The sequence below is a fragment of the Nocardia sp. NPDC055002 genome (assembly GCF_053608825.1).
Window position 1 is genome coordinate 92427 of record NZ_JBSGWE010000008.1, and the last position, 15944, is coordinate 108370.

At 68.2% G+C, this 15944-nt stretch carries 13 protein-coding genes; 8 read left to right on the top strand and 5 right to left on the bottom strand.

The features are described from left to right. Positions 1 to 62: 62 nt before the first annotated feature. A complete protein-coding gene (locus ACWF99_RS28025) occupies positions 63 to 404 on the top strand; it encodes a DUF1844 domain-containing protein (RefSeq protein ID WP_378637057.1) in 342 nt (113 codons plus the stop codon). A gap of 465 nt (positions 405 to 869) precedes the next feature. On the opposite strand, the gene uvrA is transcribed toward ACWF99_RS28025, so the two are convergent. Continuing rightward, the gene (gene uvrA, locus ACWF99_RS28030) at positions 870 to 3845 is read right to left on the bottom strand and encodes an excinuclease ABC subunit UvrA (RefSeq protein ID WP_378637059.1); all 2976 of its coding nucleotides are present in this window, start codon (positions 3843 to 3845) and stop codon (positions 870 to 872) included. 228 nt (positions 3846 to 4073) lie between these two features. On the opposite strand from uvrA, the gene ACWF99_RS28035 reads away from it, so the two are divergent. Beyond that, positions 4074 to 4706 (top strand): response regulator transcription factor, encoded by a 633-nt coding sequence (locus tag ACWF99_RS28035; protein WP_056824462.1) that lies wholly within the window; start codon positions 4074 to 4076, stop codon positions 4704 to 4706. Between the two features lie 4 nt (positions 4707 to 4710). Here the strand turns inward: ACWF99_RS28035 and ACWF99_RS28040 are convergent, their stop codons facing one another. Beyond that, positions 4711 to 5493, bottom strand: a complete 783-nt coding sequence (locus tag ACWF99_RS28040; RefSeq protein WP_378637062.1) for a sigma 54 modulation/S30EA ribosomal C-terminal domain-containing protein — start codon at positions 5491 to 5493, stop codon at positions 4711 to 4713. A 139-nt stretch (positions 5494 to 5632) separates the two neighbouring features. On the opposite strand from ACWF99_RS28040, the gene ACWF99_RS28045 reads away from it, so the two are divergent. Beyond that, positions 5633 to 7456, top strand: coding sequence for a sensor histidine kinase (locus ACWF99_RS28045; protein WP_378637064.1), 1824 nt, complete (start codon positions 5633 to 5635; stop codon positions 7454 to 7456). A 1-nt stretch (position 7457) separates the two neighbouring features. Here ACWF99_RS28045 and ACWF99_RS28050 read toward each other — a convergent pair whose 3' ends face one another. Next, positions 7458 to 8603, bottom strand: coding sequence for a beta-ketoacyl synthase N-terminal-like domain-containing protein (locus tag ACWF99_RS28050; protein ID WP_452537913.1), 1146 nt, complete (start codon positions 8601 to 8603; stop codon positions 7458 to 7460). Positions 8604 to 8697: 94 nt separating this feature from the next. On the opposite strand from ACWF99_RS28050, the gene ACWF99_RS28055 reads away from it, so the two are divergent. Genes ACWF99_RS28055 through ACWF99_RS28065 form a run of 3 tightly spaced genes read left to right on the top strand, consistent with a single transcriptional unit; the run spans position 8698 to position 12756 of the window. Next, positions 8698 to 10077 (top strand): diguanylate cyclase domain-containing protein, encoded by a 1380-nt coding sequence (locus tag ACWF99_RS28055; protein WP_378637067.1) that lies wholly within the window; start codon positions 8698 to 8700, stop codon positions 10075 to 10077. Positions 10078 to 10090: 13 nt separating this feature from the next. Further along, positions 10091 to 10426, top strand: a complete 336-nt coding sequence (locus ACWF99_RS28060; protein WP_378637069.1) for an antibiotic biosynthesis monooxygenase family protein — start codon at positions 10091 to 10093, stop codon at positions 10424 to 10426. 44 nt (positions 10427 to 10470) lie between these two features. Then, the gene (locus ACWF99_RS28065) at positions 10471 to 12756 is read left to right on the top strand and encodes a HelD family protein (RefSeq protein WP_378661539.1); all 2286 of its coding nucleotides are present in this window, start codon (positions 10471 to 10473) and stop codon (positions 12754 to 12756) included. A gap of 21 nt (positions 12757 to 12777) precedes the next feature. Here the strand turns inward: ACWF99_RS28065 and ACWF99_RS28070 are convergent, their stop codons facing one another. After that, positions 12778 to 13434: a TetR/AcrR family transcriptional regulator gene (locus ACWF99_RS28070; RefSeq protein ID WP_378661542.1), complete on the bottom strand. Its 657-nt coding sequence runs from the start codon at positions 13432 to 13434 to the stop codon at positions 12778 to 12780. A gap of 66 nt (positions 13435 to 13500) precedes the next feature. Here ACWF99_RS28070 and ACWF99_RS28075 point away from each other — a divergent pair, with 66 nt between their 5' ends. Then, positions 13501 to 14937 carry an MFS transporter gene (locus ACWF99_RS28075; RefSeq protein ID WP_452537818.1) on the top strand — a complete coding sequence of 479 codons (1437 nt, stop codon included), beginning with the start codon at positions 13501 to 13503 and terminating at the stop codon, positions 14935 to 14937. An 11-nt stretch (positions 14938 to 14948) separates the two neighbouring features. Next, positions 14949 to 15329: a cupin gene (locus ACWF99_RS28080; RefSeq protein ID WP_452537820.1), complete on the top strand. Its 381-nt coding sequence runs from the start codon at positions 14949 to 14951 to the stop codon at positions 15327 to 15329. Positions 15330 to 15406: 77 nt separating this feature from the next. Here ACWF99_RS28080 and ACWF99_RS28085 read toward each other — a convergent pair whose 3' ends face one another. Beyond that, positions 15407 to 15859, bottom strand: coding sequence for a universal stress protein (locus ACWF99_RS28085; RefSeq protein WP_378661184.1), 453 nt, complete (start codon positions 15857 to 15859; stop codon positions 15407 to 15409). Positions 15860 to 15944 lie beyond the last annotated feature (85 nt).

The window sequence follows — 15944 nt, forward strand, 5'->3', positions numbered from 1 at the left end:
GCTATGACCGAATCGCACCTGGCCCGAGCATCCGGAATCAGGCTCGCTATAGCCTGATCAGCATGACTGACGAGCTCGATCCTCCTGTGCGCGACCTGGCCGACATCCCCGCTGTCGAGGTGATCAGCCGGGCCGCCGTGATGCTGATGAGTTCGGCCGCGGAGAAGCTGGGCCTGGCAGGCGAGAACCCGGATTCGGGCGCGGGCGTCGACCTCGACGAGGCGCGCCGGGTGATCACCGCACTGGCCGGACTGGTCACGGCATCGGTGGAGTACCTCGGCCCGCACGCGGGCCCGATCCGCGAGGGTTTGCAGGCGCTGCAGCGCGCGTTCCGCGAGGCATCCTCGGTACCGGACGCGCCGGGCACGGGACCGGGCGAGAAGTACACCGGCCCGGTGCACTGACGGTCCGCACAACGAAAAGATCCGCCGGCGCAGTGCGTCGGCGGATCTTTTCTGTGCTGCGAGCGAACGTCGCGACTCAGACCACGGGGGTCGGAGTGGGACCGCCGGGGGTGACCGAGACGGCCGAGCCGGAGGAGATCATGTTGGCGAGTGCGGTGAGCAGCGCCGCGCTTCCGGTATCCATTACAGGCGTTCCTTTCGAATCCAGGTCAGACGGTCGGCTTGGTGGGCTCGTAAGCCAACGATGACCCGCCGGCGAGGAAACCGAGAATCTGGGCGATGAGCGCCGTGGTGGCTTCATCCATGAGGACGTTCCTTTCGAACTACACGACGATCGAGCCGTCGACAAACCGCTACTACCCGGCATTCCGGGGACGGTGAGGCGAATGTTACCCACGGCTGTTTCACTTCGTGGCGCTTTCGGAAAGTCCCTGCCGGAACGTCTCGAGAGGACGGTAGCCCGGCTCAGCGCAGCGCGGCCGCCTTTCGCGCCAACCGCTTGGCCGCGGTCGTCTCCGCCGGCGCCTTCTTCGCCGCGGGGGCAGCTTTCTTGGCCGCCTTCTTCGCGGCGGGCTTCTTCGGCGCGGGCGCTGCCAGCACCTCTTTCAGGAACTGACCGGTGTAGCTGTCCGACACCCCGGCGATGTCCTCCGGTGTACCGGTGGCGACCACCGTACCGCCGCCCGAACCGCCCTCGGGGCCCATGTCGACGACCCAGTCGGCGGTCTTGATGACGTCGAGGTTGTGCTCGATGACGATCACCGTGTTGCCCTTGTCGACCAGTCCGTTGATCACCTTGAGCAGTTTGCGGATGTCTTCGAAGTGCAGGCCGGTGGTCGGCTCGTCGAGGATGTAGACCGTCCGCCCCATGGACCGCTTCTGCAGCTCGGCGGCCAGCTTCACGCGCTGGGCCTCACCGCCGGACAGGGTCGGCGCACTCTGGCCCAGACGCACGTAACCCAGGCCGACCTCGACGAGGGTCTTGAGATAGCGGTGGATCGAGGTGATCGCCTCGAAGAAGTCGGCCGCCTCGTCGATCGGCATGTCGAGGACTTCGGCGATGGTCTTGCCCTTGTAGTGCACCTCGAGGGTTTCCCGGTTGTACCGAGCGCCGTGGCAGACCTCGCACGGGACGTACACATCGGGCAGGAAGTTCATCTCGATCTTGAGCGTGCCGTCGCCCGAGCAGGCCTCGCAGCGGCCGCCCTTGACATTGAACGAGAACCGCCCGGGCTGGTAGCCGCGCACCTTGGCCTCGGTGGTGGAGGCGAACAGGGTGCGGATCTTGTCGAAGACGCCGGTGTAGGTGGCCGGGTTCGAGCGCGGGGTGCGCCCGATCGGCGACTGATCGACCTGCACCAGCTTGTCGAGGTTGTCGAGACCGTTGATCCTGGTGTGCCGACCCGGCACCTGGCGGGCGCCGTTGAGCTTGTTCGCGAGAACGGTGGCCAGGATGTCGTTGACCAGGGTCGACTTGCCCGAACCGGAGACACCGGTGACCGCGGTGAGTACACCCAGCGGGAACGCCACGTCGACATTCTGCAAATTGTGTTCGGTGGCGCCCACGACGGTGAGCTTGCGCTTCTTGTCGATCGCGCGCCGCACCAGCGGCAGCTCGATCTGCTCGCGGCCGGAAAGGTAAGCGCCGGTGAGCGATTCGGGCTCGGTCAGCAGCTCCTCATAGGGGCCGCTGTGCACCACGCGACCACCGTGCTCGCCCGCGAGGGGGCCGATGTCGACCACCCAGTCCGAGGCGCGGATGGTGTCCTCGTCGTGCTCGACGACGATCAGCGTGTTGCCCAGCTTCTTCAACCGCAGCAGCGTCTCGATGAGCCTGCGGTTGTCGCGCTGGTGCAGGCCGATCGACGGCTCGTCGAGAACATAGAGGACACCGACCAGCCCGGATCCGATCTGGGTGGCCAGCCGGATGCGCTGGGCCTCACCGCCGGACAGGGTCGCGGCGGCCCGCGACAGCGTCAGGTACTCCAGGCCGACGTCGAGCAGGAAGCCGAGCCGGGCCTGGATCTCCTTGAGCACCTGACCGGCGATCGCGGTCTCACGCTCCCCCAGCGTGAGCGCGTTCAGGAACTGCGCGCAGTCACCGATGGACAGCTCACTGACCTCGGCGATCGACTTGTCGGTGCCGTCCGAGGCCAAGGTGACGGCCAGGATCTCCGGGCGCAGCCGGGAGCCGTTGCAGACCGGGCACGCCACATCGCGCATGTACCCGTCGTAGTGCTCTTTCATCTGCTCGGACTCGGTGTTCTCCATGCGCCGCTGCAGAAACGGCATCACGCCTTCGAAATCGGCGTAATAGGAGCGCTTGCGGCCGTAGCGGTTGGTGTAGGACACGTGCACCTGGTCGGAGCTGCCTTCCAGCACCGCCTTGCGTGCCTTCGCGGGCAGATCGCGCCACGGGGTGTCCATCGAGAAGCCGACCGCCTCGGCCAGCCCGGAGAGCAATCGGTTGAAGTACTCGGCGGTCTGCCCGCGCGACCACGGGGCGATCGCGCCGTCGGCCAGGCTCAGGTCGGGGTCGGGCACCACCAGTTCCGGGTCGACTTCCTTGCGGATGCCGAGGCCGGTGCAGTCGGGGCAGGCGCCGTAGGGCGAGTTGAAGGAGAACGAGCGGGGCTCGAGGTCCTCGATGTCGAGGGGGTGGCCGTTGGGGCAGGCCAGGCGTTCGGAGAAGCGGCGTTCCCGGTCGTGGGCGTGCTCGTCGCGGTCGACGAAATCGAGCACCACGATGCCGTCGGCCAGGCGCAGCGCGGTCTCGATCGAGTCGGTGAGGCGCTGCTTGGAGGCGGCCTTGACCGAGAGACGGTCGACGACCACCTCGACGTCGTGCTTCTCCTGCTTCTTCAGCTTCGGCGGATCGGTGAGCGGATACACCACGCCGTCCACCCGCACGCGCGAGTAGCCCTGGGTCTTGAGCTGGTCGAACAGGTCGACGAACTCGCCCTTGCGGGTGCGCACCACAGGCGCCAGCACCTGGAACTTGAGACCGTCGTCCATGGCGAGTACCTGGTCGACGATCTGCTGCGGGCTCTGCTTCTCGATCAGCTCGTGGCAGACCGGGCAGTGCGGCGTGCCCGCGCGGGCGTAGAGCAGGCGCAGGTAGTCGTAGACCTCGGTGATGGTGCCGACCGTGGACCGCGGGTTGCGGTTGGTCGACTTCTGGTCGATCGACACCGCGGGCGAGAGCCCCTCGATGAAGTCGACATCGGGCTTGTCCATCTGCCCGAGGAACTGACGCGCGTAGGCCGACAGCGATTCGACGTAGCGACGCTGCCCCTCGGCGAAGATCGTGTCGAACGCCAAGCTCGACTTCCCGGAACCGGACAGACCGGTGAACACGATCAGGCTGTCGCGCGGCAAATCCAGATCTACACCTTTCAGGTTGTGTTCCCGAGCTCCGCGCACAGTGAGGCGTTCCGCCACCTGGTGAATCCCTTCTCCATCGTCATCCGCCGACCGGACATAATCCCCCGCTGACCATGCTAGGCGTGGGGTCCGACAAGTTTCGGTGTGCGGCCGCGCGGACCCGTCGGCCGGGCGCGCTGCGCAGGGGACGTGACATATCTCGTTCGCCGACCGGCCCCGCAACCGACAGGCGCGGATTATGTTGGAACACAAGGGTGGATCGTTCGACATGATGAAGGAGCCGGCGTGCTCGAGGTGTTCCTGGTCGACGACCACGAGATCGTGCGGCGCGGATTGATCGACCTGCTCGAAGGTGATCCAGAACTCACTGTGATCGGTCAGGCAGGCGGCGTCGCCGAGGCGATGGTGCGCATCCGCGAGGCCCGCCCCGATGTCGCGGTCCTCGACGTGCGGTTACCCGACGGCAACGGCATCGAGCTGTGCCGCAACCTGCTGGCCGAATTCGACGACCTGCACTGCCTGATCCTGACCTCGTTCTCCGACGAGCACGCCATGCTCGACGCCATTCTGGCCGGCGCCAGCGGATATGTGGTGAAGAACATCGACGGGATGAAACTGGCCGACGCGATCAAGCAGGTGGGCGCGGGCCACTCGCTGCTCGATACCCGCGCCGCCGACGCCCTTCGCGCCCGGCTGCGCCGCAGCGCCGAACCCTCCGGGCCGCTGGCCGGGCTCACCGACCAGGAACGCCGGCTGCTCGAACTGCTCGGTGAGGGTCTGACCAACCGCCAGATCGCCGCGCGCATGTTCCTCGCGGAGAAGACGGTCAAGAACTACGTCTCGCGACTACTGGCGAAACTGGGGGTCGAACGCCGCACCCAGGCGGCCGTCCTGGCGACGAAGCTCCGCGAGCCGTGACGGTTCAGGACGGGACGACGATGGTGAGGTTGCCGTCGTAGCGGCGGTAGAGCAGGTTGCCGCGGCCGGTGTGGCTGTCGGTGAAGAACAGGTAGGGCAGCCCGGCGGCGCACAGCGCGTCGGAGGCCTCGTCCTCGGCGAAGACGGGAGCCGCGTCCTGCACCACCCGGACCGGCATCGCGCTCGCGGTCAACGGCAGCTCGGCCGAGGAGTCCGCCGCGGCGGTGAGCCGCTGCCTGGCCAGCGCGACGCCGTGCGGGTCGGCCCACGTGACGATGGCGTCCTCACCGGTATCGGCGTCGGTGAACAGGTAGGCGTCGTAGTCCATCGCATCCAGGACGGTGCTGGCTTCCAGCGGCGTACCGGTCATCAGAGCACAGTCCTTGCGGCGGATGATCGGGCGCGTCTCGGTGATCTGCGCCAGCGGCCGGCGGGCCGGGTCGGGCCACGCGCCGCGCGCTTCCTTGCCCGCGCGGCGGGCGAGCTGACGGTCGAGCCGTTCGGCGGCGAAGGTGACCGCGAAACCGCCGGGGCCGGTGACCTGGACACGGGTGAAGGTGTCGTTGGTACGGATGTTGGCCTGCACCAGGGTCGGCTCGTCGTACCCCTGCGGCGCGGTGACACGCACCCTGGCCGGACTGTCGAGATGATGCCTGCGCATCACGCGGGTGATGGCGCGAACAGCACGGGTGACGTCCTGGGCCGGCACTTCGCCACGCGTGGTCACGGCGAGCTCCGGGTCCGCGGCGGTCGTCCAGTGCTGGGTGCTCGACAACGAATTCATCATGTGCCCCACTTCTCGATCCCAATTCCCGGTGCCCAATGCCACCACTACCGCCGGTGCGAGTGAAGGGCCGAAAGTCCCCTCATTGCGGACTAGACTTTGCTTCGACTCACTCGAGGAGCTGCGAAGACGGGGTACTGCGATGGCGAACGACGGTCGGGGCGGCCGCTATTCGGCTGACCAGACGGTGTCGCGGCAGATGTTGCGCAGCCTGCTCGGCGAGGTCGCCGATCGGGTCGAAGTGATGATCGGTTCGCGCGATCGGATGGACGGCCTCGTCGAGGCCATGCTCACGGTCACCGCGGGTCTGGACCTGGACGAAACCCTGCGCACCATCGTGCGGACCGCGATGAACCTGGTCGACGCCCGCTACGGCGCGCTGGCGGTGCGCGGCCACGATCAGCAGGTCGCGCAGTTCATCGACGAGGGCATGCCGGATCAGATCCGCGACCGGATCGAGCGATTACCCGCGGGCCACGGCGTACTCGGCGCGGTGTTCGCGCACAAGGCGCCGCTGCGGCTGGCCGATCTCACCCAGCACGAATCCTCGATCGGGTTTCCGGCGGGACATCCGCCGATGCACACGTTCCTCGGTGTGCCCGTACGCATTCGGGACGAGGTGTTCGGCAGTCTCTATCTGACCGAGAAGTCCGACGGTCAGCCGTTCACCGAGGAAGACGAAGTCCTGGTGCTGGCGCTGGCGGCCGCCGCGGGCATCGCGGTCGACAACGCGCGCCTCTACGAGCAGGCACGCACCAGGCAGGCGTGGATCGAGGCGACCCGCGATATCGCGACGGAATTCCTGGCCGGTACCGAATCCGATCGGGTGCTCGGCCATGTGGTCGATCACGCGCGCGGGCTCACCGGATCGCATCAGGCGTTCCTCGCCTCGGTGCCGGTGCCCGACGAATTGCCTGGCGAGATCAGCGAATTGGTGGTCACCCAGTGGACCGGCCCCGATGCGGGCCAGGACTGGCAGACCATCCCGATCGCGGGGACGGTGGTGGGCGACGCCTTCAGCAGACGCACACCGCTGCGCTTCGACGACGTGTCGAAGGTGACACTGGGCGTCGAGTTCCCCGTGGCCGAATTACCCGGCGCCGGACCGGCTCTCGTGCTGCCGCTGTGCACCCCCGATGCCACCCTCGGCGTCCTGGTGACGTTCCGGCCGCCGGGATTCGCGCCGTATTCCGACGAGATGCTCGAGCTGACGGCGGCCTTCTGCGATCAGGCCGCGCTGGCGGTGCGGCTGGCCGACGCGCAGCAGCGGATGCGCGAACTCGACCTCGTCGCCGACCGCGACCGGATCGCGCGCGATCTGCACGACCATGTGATCCAGCGCCTGTTCGCGATCGGTCTCACCGTGCAGGCGACCCTGCCCAAGGCGGTGGTGCCCGAAGTGCGGCAACGGCTTTCGACGGTGATCATGGATCTGCAGGAGGTGGTGCAGGAGATCCGCACCTCCATCTTCGATCTGCACGCCAGCGGCTCCGGTCACAGCGAAGGGCTGCAGCAGCGCCTCGAGGTGGCGATCCGGCGCCAGACCTCCGACATCGCCCTGCGCGCGACGATCCAGGTGTCGGGCCCGCTGTCGGTACTCGATCCGCAGCTGGCCGACCACGCCGAGGCGGTGGTGCGCGAGGCGGTGAGCAACGCGGTGCGCCATTCCGGTGCCGACACCGTCGCCATCGTGATCGAGGTGGCCGACGATCTGGTGATCACGGTGTCCGACAACGGCTGGGGCATTCCGAACCACGTCATCCGCAGCGGGCTGCGCAATCTCGAGCAGCGCGCGCAGGAGGCAAGCGGGTATTTCGAGGTCGGTCCGGCGAAACGCCCCGACGCCGACGGCAACCACCCCGAGATGCCGGGCACACAGCTGCGCTGGGCGGTGCCACTGCCCCAGGACGCGCCGACGACCGGCGGGTTCGCCCTCGCCGCCGGACCCGAGACGGGCGAGGACTGAGTCAGGCCGCGGCCAGGACCACGGCGGCGTTGTTGCCGCCCATTCCCAGCGACAGTTTCAGCGTCGGGCCGTCGAGCAGCGGGGTCGGGCCGTTGAGCAGCCGCGGGTGCGCGGGCGCCACAGTCGGCGCCGACGCGACGATGCCGCGCTCGTAGGACAGGGCGATCGCGGCGACTTCGACCGCCGCGCAGGCGCCTTGACAGTGCCCGGTGAGTGGTTTGAGCGCGGCGACGGCGGGCCGGTCGTCGAAGACCGTGCGCAGCACGTCGCGTTCGGCGGCATCGCACTGCCTGGTCCCGGTGCCGTGCGCGTTGTAGTACGCCAGGTCGCCGGCGTCGATCCCCGCGTCGGCCAGTGCGCGCCGGACACACGCGATGATCTGGGCGTGGCTGGGATCGACCGAGACGACATGGAAGGCGTCGTTGGTCATCGCGCCGCCGAGCAGCCGCGCATAGGGCCGCTCGACCGCGTCGGTGAGCAGCAGCGCCACCGACGCCTCGGCCATGGTGAAACCGAGGGTGCCCTCCTGAAAGGGCCTGCAGGCGGTGAACGGGTCGGCATCGGCGATCGCCGCACCCAGACCGACGAAATGTTCGAGCATGTCCGGGGTGGCCGACAGGTCGGTCGTGATGCACAACACATCGTCGACCAGACCCGCGTCACGCCACATCTTCGCCGTCAGCAACGCGACATTGCCCGAACTGCACGCCGCCGACACGTTCATCGCGGGCCCGTGGAAACCGAACTCCTGCATCACCACCGAAATGGGTGTCGACGGCAGCATCCGCAGATAGTCGCGTGAACGCCGGTGGCCCTCGTCACGACGGTAGAAATCGCGCCAATCGGCGACATCGCCCAGCGTGAACGCGTGCACGAGGCCGACGGTGCGTCCCTCCCGGCGCCACCCGCGTTCCTGCGCGTCGGCGACCGCCTCGGCGGCCGCGGCGAACACGGCACGCCCGAACAGACCGGTTCCGTAGGCCACGTCACCACCGTCGGGAATCAGCCCGACCCAGGCGTGCTGATCACGTCCGGGCCCGTAACCGGGGTACAAACGGGCTGCCGGTTTGCACCCCAACAATCCCTGCCACAGGAATTCCCGACCCCACCCGTAACCGGAGACAACACCCATGCCGACGATCGACATAGAATCGAGGCGGTGGGTCATGCCGCCCGTGAGCACATCCAGTGTCACATCGCTCCTCGCGGATCTTCATGAAGGATCACCAGACTAGTCCGGTATGCCGTTCGCAGACCAGGCCGAGATCGGGGGTTTCGCAGTGGGAGAAGGAAGGACCGACGCGGCGAGCGCCGAGCAGCTCGCGCAGCGCTACCGGTCGCTGGTCGAACACACTCCCGATGCCATCTGTGTGCACGAGTCGGGGACGATCGTCTACGTCAATCCGGCGATGGTTCGCCTGCTCGGCGCCCGTTCGGCCGACGACCTGCTCGGCTTGTCGATCACCGTCTTCGTCCATCCCGATTCCATCGCCCCGATGCTCGAACGGATCGACCAGCTCACCGCCGAGGGATCGGCCTCGCCGCCCACCGACATGGATCTCGTCCGGGTGGACGGGCGCACGGTGCCGGTGCAGACCGTGTCGGTGCTCACGGTGTGGCAGGAGAAGCTCGCGTTCCAGGTGGTCGTGCACGATCTGACGGCCCAACGCGCCGCGGAGGCGTCGGCGCGGCAGGCGGAGGCGTATTTCACCACCGTGGTGTCGCAGCTGGAAGAAGGCGTGCTCGTCGTCGATCGGCGCGGTCGCCTCGAATCGATCAACCCCGCAGGCAAACGCATACTCGGCATCGCTGCGGAGGCCGAGCCGGTACTCGGACTGCACATCGACGAACTGCCCATGAAGATGCTCGACCGTGACGGCCGGCCACTCGCGCCCGACCAGCATCCGATGGCGCGCACCCTCGCGACGGGAGAGGCGGTGACCCAGTTCATCTTCGGGGTCGAGCGCACCGACGGGCAGCTGGTATGGCTGTCGTGCAACTGCCGATTACTCAATCCGGACAGCCCGGAGTCGGCGGGGGTGTCCTCGTTCGCCGACATCACCGCGTTCCGGGCCAGCAAGCGCCAGCTCGAGTACCAAGCCACCCATGACGCGCTGACCGGGCTCGCGAATCGTTCCCTGATCCTGTCGCAGCTGTCGGCGGCGCTGGCCGACGACGGCGGCACTCTGATCACCACGGTGCTGTTCATCGACCTCGACGGCTTCAAAGCGATCAACGACACCCTCGGGCACGCCATCGGCGACACGGTATTGCAGATCGTGGCCCAGCGGTTGCAACAGGCGCTGCGCGCCGAAGACCTGGTCGGACGGCTGGGTGGCGACGAATTCCTGGTGCTGCTGGCCGGTCATCCGCAGCGTGCCGACCTGCCCGCCCTGGTAGAGCGCCTGCGCGTGAAGATGGCGGAACCGATCATCGCCAGCGGTCACCGTCTCGAGGTGAGCGCCTCGGTCGGCATCACCGAACTCGGCCCGCACGAACACCGCACGCCCGAAGCCGTCCTGCACGACGCCGACCTGGCGATGTACCGCGACAAGCCGTCGGCCCATCGTGAGCTCGGTCTCGGTCAGAATCGACGCTCGAACAACACCCACGCCTCCTGACAGACTGGTCGGCGTGATCGTCGAACACGCGCTGTTACCCGTTCGCCCCGGCGCCGCCGCCGCTTTCGAAGCGGCCTTCGCGCAGGCGTATCCGATCATCGCGGGAATGCCCGGTTTCGGTGGGTTGTCGTTGTCGCGCTGTGTCGAGCGGCCCGACTGCTTCCTGTTGCTGGTGCGCTGGGAGCAGCTGGCCGACCACACGGTGGGATTCCGTGAGTCACCGGAATATCAGCGCTGGCGTGCGCTGTTGCACCACTTCTACGAGCCTTTCCCGGTGGTCGAACACTTCACGCCGGTCCTCGGCGACGAAGTCTTCCCGGTCGCGGCGGCCCTGCCCGCGGACACGTAGACTCGACAACTCTGTTCTCAACGCGGTGACAAAGGAGTCCTGTTTTGCCCGACCGCCTCGCCGACGCCTCCCCGGCCGCGCACAACCGCGAAATCGAACAGGAGCAGCAGTACCTCTCGGTGCTCTACGACCGGCTCGACGGCATGCGCGACTACGCGCAGAACCGGCTCAAGACTGTGCTCCTCGAATCCGGTGGCACGCCGCAGGCGCGCAGTGAGCGCGAGTCCTTCACCCAGCTCTACAACGAGGACCTGTCCAAATACGACGCCGCCGAGCACGGTCTGTGCTTCGGCCGGATCGATCTGGAAGGCACCGAGGACGCGGCGCGCTACATCGGCAGGCTCGGCATCCTCGACGAGGACAACGACTACGAGCCGCTGCTGCTCGACTGGCGCGCTCCGCTGGCCCGTCCGTTCTACCTGGCCACCACCGCCAATCCCGAGAACGTCACCCGGCGCAGGCACATCCGCTCGCGCAACCGCGCGGTGACCGCGATCAACGACGAGTACCTCGATCTCGATGCCGCCGAGCGCGACGGTGTGGTCGGCACCGACGACGGCGTCGGCGGCGAGAGCGCGCTGCTGTCGGCGCTCAACGCCGCCCGCACCGGGCACATGAACGACATCGTCGAGACGATCCAGAGCGAACAGGACGCGATCATCCGCTCCGAGCACAAGAGCGTGCTCGTGGTGCAGGGTGGGCCGGGCACCGGCAAGACCGCCGTCGCGCTGCATCGCGCAGCCTTCCTGCTCTACACCTATCGGCAGCAGCTGGCCAAGAGCGGCGTGCTGATCATCGGCCCGAACGCCACCTTCCTCGACTACATCGGCCAGGTGCTGCCCTCGCTCGGCGAGACCGGCGTGCTGCTGTCGACCATCGGCGACCTGTACCCAGGTGTGAAGGCGGTGCGCGAGGATTCGCTGCGCGCCGGGGAGATCAAGGGCTCCCTGGACATGCTCGAGGTGCTCAAGCAGGCGGTGCGCGACCGTCAGGAAGTGCCGTCGGAGCCGGTGCGCCTGGCATTCGACGGCTATCCGGTGACTCTGGACCGCAAGATCGCGACCAGGGCGCGCGGACGGGCCCGTTCCTCGCGACGCCCGCACAACCTGGCCAGGCCGATCTTCGCGTCCTCGGTGATCGACGCGCTCACCGACCAGCTCGCCGCCACGATGGGCGCCGACCTGTCCGGTGGCACGAGCCTGCTCAGCTCCGCCGACCTCAGCGAGATCGGCGACGAGATGCGGGCCGACCCGCACGTGCAGGCCGCGATCAGCGCGCTGTGGCCGGTGCTCTCGCCCCAGGAAGTGCTCGCCGACCTGCTCGCCGACCCGGCGCGGCTGGACCGTGCCGCCAAGACCCTGAGCCCCGACGACCGCGCCGAGCTGGTGCGCTCCGACGACGGCACCTTCGGCGCGGCCGACGCCCCGCTGCTCGACGAGCTGGCCGAGCTGCTCGGCGTCGACGACACCGAGGAACGCGAACGCTCGCGTCGCCGGTGGCGGGCCCAGATCGAGGAGGCCCAGGACGCGCTCGACATCCTCACCGGTTCCGCCCCGCAGGACATCGAGGACGAACTCGATCCCGAGATCCTGATGGCCTACGACCTGATCGACGCCTCCCAGCTGGCCCAGCGCCAGGAATTCGGCAACCGGCAGACCACCGCCGAACGCGCCGCGGGCGACCGGACCTGGACCTACGGTCACGTGATCGTCGACGAGGCACAGGAACTCTCGGAGATGGCGTGGCGAATGGTGATGCGGCGCATCCCGAATCGCTGGATCACCGTCGTCGGCGACGTCGCCCAGACCGGTGATCCGGCCGGCGCGTCGTCCTGGCAGCGGGTGCTGGAACCGTACGTGGCACAGCGCTGGAAGCTCACCGAGCTCACGGTGAACTACCGCACTCCCGCCGAGATCATGGCGGTCGCGGCCGATGTGCTCGCCGAGATCGATCCGGGCACCAAGGTGCCGCGTTCGGTTCGCGAGACCGGCAATCCCCCACGCGCCTACCGGGTGCTGCCCGCCGACGTCGCGAGCGAGGTGGCACGGTTGCTCGAGGCCGAGAACGGTCCGGGCACCTCCGCGGTCCTCGCTCCCGCCGCCTCGGTGCCCGAATTATCCTCGCTGGCAGGTGAATCCGTTCAGGTACTCACCGTGCACGATGCGAAGGGCCTCGAGTTCGACCGGGTGTACCTGGTCGAGCCGCAGGCGATCCTGGACGAGTCCCCGCGCGGCCTCAACGACCTCTACGTCGCATTGACCCGCGCGACCCAGCGACTGGCCGTGGTGCACACCGAGGACCTCCCCGCGGTGCTGTCCTCGTTGGGATAGGCGGCACCGGCCGGTGCTGCCTCACGCGAGCAAGCCGGTAACCAGCGCCGCCAGCCCGGCGGCGTAGGTGCTCTCGGCGTCGAATTCGGTCCAGCGGGAACCGATCTCGGCCAGCCGGGGCAGCTGCTCGGGGTCCAGGTCGGCGAAGACCTCCGCGCGGTAGGTCGGCCCTTCCTCGGCGCGCCGCACCGCCCTGCCGGTGACGATCAGCTCGCCTGCCGTGTAGTGCCAGATGGCGCGGTACGCGGCCACCGCGCGCTCGACGGTGAGGCCCGCGGTGATCGCCGCGTCGATGATGGTCTCGGGAAACCACAGCGCCGAGCGGCCGAGCAGATCGCCGTCGGCGAGCACGTCCACGATCCAGGACTGGGCCGCGAGCGCGTCTCGCATCGCGGTGGCGGCCACCAGGATCCGCTGCCGCGGGTCGGCCGGGAGCTCGGGCCAGGCGATCGCGTCGGCGTAGTCGTCGAGCAGTAGCCGCAGCAGGTCCTGCTTGTCGCGGACGTGATGGTAGAGCGCCATCGGGGTGCAGCCGAGTTCGGTGGCGAGCCTGCGCATCGTCAGCTTCTCGACGCCGTCGGCGGCGATCACCCGGTGCGCCGACGCGACGATATCCGCGCGGGACATGCGCGCGGGTCTGCCCGTGCGCGCTGGTTGATCCGACTGCGAGGTGGGCATGGCCCCATCTTGCCCATGCGAAGCCCGGGTATGGACAAGGGGTCGCGGTGGAGTTAGTTTTTATACGTGTATAAAAACACTTCTCCTCCTCGTCCCGGTACCGCGCTGGTCGCGGTCGCCATCGCACAGTTCGTGATCGCCCTCGATATGGCGGTCGTGAACGTGGCGCTTCCTTCGATCGGCGACACACTCGGCTTCGCACCGCTCGACCTGGCCTGGGTGGTGCACATCTACGCCCTGACCTTCGGCGGTTTCCTGCTGCTCGGCGGCAAGGCGTGTGATCTCTACGGGCGGCGCAGGCTGTTCGCGGGCGGGCTGCTCGTCTTCGCGATCGCCTCGCTCGCAGGCGGATTCGCGCAGGAGCCATGGCAACTGGTGGCCGCGCGCGCCGTGCAGGGCATCGGGGCCGCGGCCATCGCCCCGGCCACACTCGCCACACTCACCACAACGTTTCCCGAAGGGCCCGCCCGCGTCCGAGCGCTCGGCGTCTGGGGCGGGGTCAACGCCGCGGGTGGCGCGCTCGGTGTGCTCGTCGGCGGACTGCTCACCGAGTACGCGAATTGGCGCTGGGTGATGCTGGTCAATATCCCGATCGTCGCGATCGCGCTGCTCGCCTTGGCCAGAGGCGTACCCGCCGACGCACCGACGGGTACGCGGGCGCGGCTCGATATCGCCGGTGCGCTGCTGGCGACGGGCGGTATCGGACTACTCGTCACCGGCGTGATCCGCACCGATCACTACGGCTGGGCTTCTACCGAGACAGGCGTGACCCTCGCCGTAGCGGCAGGGTTCCTCGCGGGTTTCCTCGTGGTCGAGACCCGCTCGGCGAACCCGCTGTTGCGGCTGAGCCTTTTCACCAACCGCTGGGTGAGCGGCGCGAACCTGTTCGTCTTCTGCGCCGCCGCGGGCCAGTTCTCCGCCTTCTACCTGGTGTCGCTGTATATGCAGCAGGTGCTGCACATGAACGCGGGGGCCACCGGGGCCGCCTTCATCCCGTTCTCACTGTGCGTCATCGTCGGCACCCTCGCCGCCACCCGGATGGGCGCCCACTTCTCCCCCAGGCCATTGCTGGTCGGGGGCGGTCTACTCACCGCGGTCGGCATCGGCTGGTTCGCACTCATCAGTCCCGACGGCGATTTCGTCACCGACGTTCTCGGCCCGTCGATCGTCGGCGGCATCGGGCTCGGACTCTGCCTCGCCCCCGTCGCGGCGGCGGCCGTCAGCGGCGTGGCACCCGGTGAAGCCGGCATGGCCTCCGGCGCCTTCAACAGCGCCCGCCAACTCGGCGGCAGTGTCGGCGTCGCCGTACTGGCCACCCTCGCGGCGGGCCGCACCGGCGCGAGCGCCGATCCGGTCGCGCTCAACAACGGCTACGCCTTCGCGTTGGCGATCGCCGCCGCGCTGTTCGCCGCTGCCGCGGTAGTCGCGGCCACCGTCCTACCCACCCGGCTGGACCGCATCGAAAACCCGGTCCGCGAGGACATTCCCGCAGTGACCCCATGAAAGGAACTCCGATGACACCCATCGATCTGTTCGCCCGCGCCCTGCACTTCCAGCCACACGGCACGGTGCGATCGGGCGAGCGACGAATGGCCGACGCGTCCGGCGGCTGGCAACTGGCCACCTTCCACGTCGACACCGACGCCGACGTCCATGCCGACCACTGGGAGATGCACCCGTCCAGCGAGGAAGCGGTGTGCTGCCTCGCCGGTTCGCTGCGGCTCTACCTGCGACCGGAGAGTCACGGCGAGGCGGAAACCGCGGTGCGGCTCACGACAGGAACCGCGTTCATCGTGCCGCGCAGCCGCTGGCACAGAATCGAACTCGACGAGCCGTCCGACATCATGTCGATCGGGCTGCGCGGCGGCACCCGGCAGGAGCCCGTCGCAGACTGAGTGGTGAGTACTGCCGAAAAAGGTCGAGGGCGCCGGTTTCCCGGCGCCCTCGACCTTTTCGTACTACCGCGAGTGAACTAGCGGACGGTGTGCACGATCAGCACGTCCGAACGGGACTTGCGGGCCACGTCCGAGGGGACGGAGCCGAGCAGGCGACCGGTGAGGGTGTTGAGGCCCCGGTTGCCGACGACGAGCAGGTCGGCGTCCACTTCGTTGACGAGGTCGAGCAGCGAATCGACCGGCTCGCCGACGATCGCGCGGTCGACGATGTTCTTCGCACCGGCGGCCAGGGCCTTTTCCCGGGCGACGTGCAGGATCTCGTTGGTCGGGGCCGAGCCACGGACCTGGTAGGCCTCGTCCTTGAGCACATCGGCGGCGGCGGCGACGTCGCGGTCGTCGGTCGGGAAGTAGGCGCAGGCCAGCACGAGAGTTGCCTCAGCGTCCCCGGCGAGCGCCGCGGCCTTCTCCACCGCCACGTACGACGAATCCGAGCCATCAGTACCGACGACAATGGTCCGGTAGGCGGTCATCTCTCCTCCAACTTGGTCGGTGCCAGCACCGAACCACTCGGGAATCGAGCGTCAGCGCGGCAATTGGCTCGACCCTAACGCCAAA

Bases quoted from the DNA above. Each gene is read 5' to 3' on its own strand.
- ACWF99_RS28025 (WP_378637057.1), top strand. From the start codon at position 63: ATGACTGACGAGCTCGATCCTCCTGTGCGCGACCTGGCCGACATCCCC.
- ACWF99_RS28040 (WP_378637062.1), bottom strand. From the start codon at position 5,493: ATGATGAATTCGTTGTCGAGCACCCAGCACTGGACGACCGCCGCGGAC.
- ACWF99_RS28045 (WP_378637064.1), top strand. From the start codon at position 5,633: ATGGCGAACGACGGTCGGGGCGGCCGCTATTCGGCTGACCAGACGGTG.
- ACWF99_RS28050 (WP_452537913.1), bottom strand. From the start codon at position 8,603: ATGTCGATCGTCGGCATGGGTGTTGTCTCCGGTTACGGGTGGGGTCGG.
- ACWF99_RS28055 (WP_378637067.1), top strand. From the start codon at position 8,698: ATGCCGTTCGCAGACCAGGCCGAGATCGGGGGTTTCGCAGTGGGAGAA.
- ACWF99_RS28070 (WP_378661542.1), bottom strand. From the start codon at position 13,434: ATGCCCACCTCGCAGTCGGATCAACCAGCGCGCACGGGCAGACCCGCG.
- ACWF99_RS28080 (WP_452537820.1), top strand. From the start codon at position 14,949: ATGACACCCATCGATCTGTTCGCCCGCGCCCTGCACTTCCAGCCACAC.
- ACWF99_RS28085 (WP_378661184.1), bottom strand. From the start codon at position 15,859: ATGACCGCCTACCGGACCATTGTCGTCGGTACTGATGGCTCGGATTCG.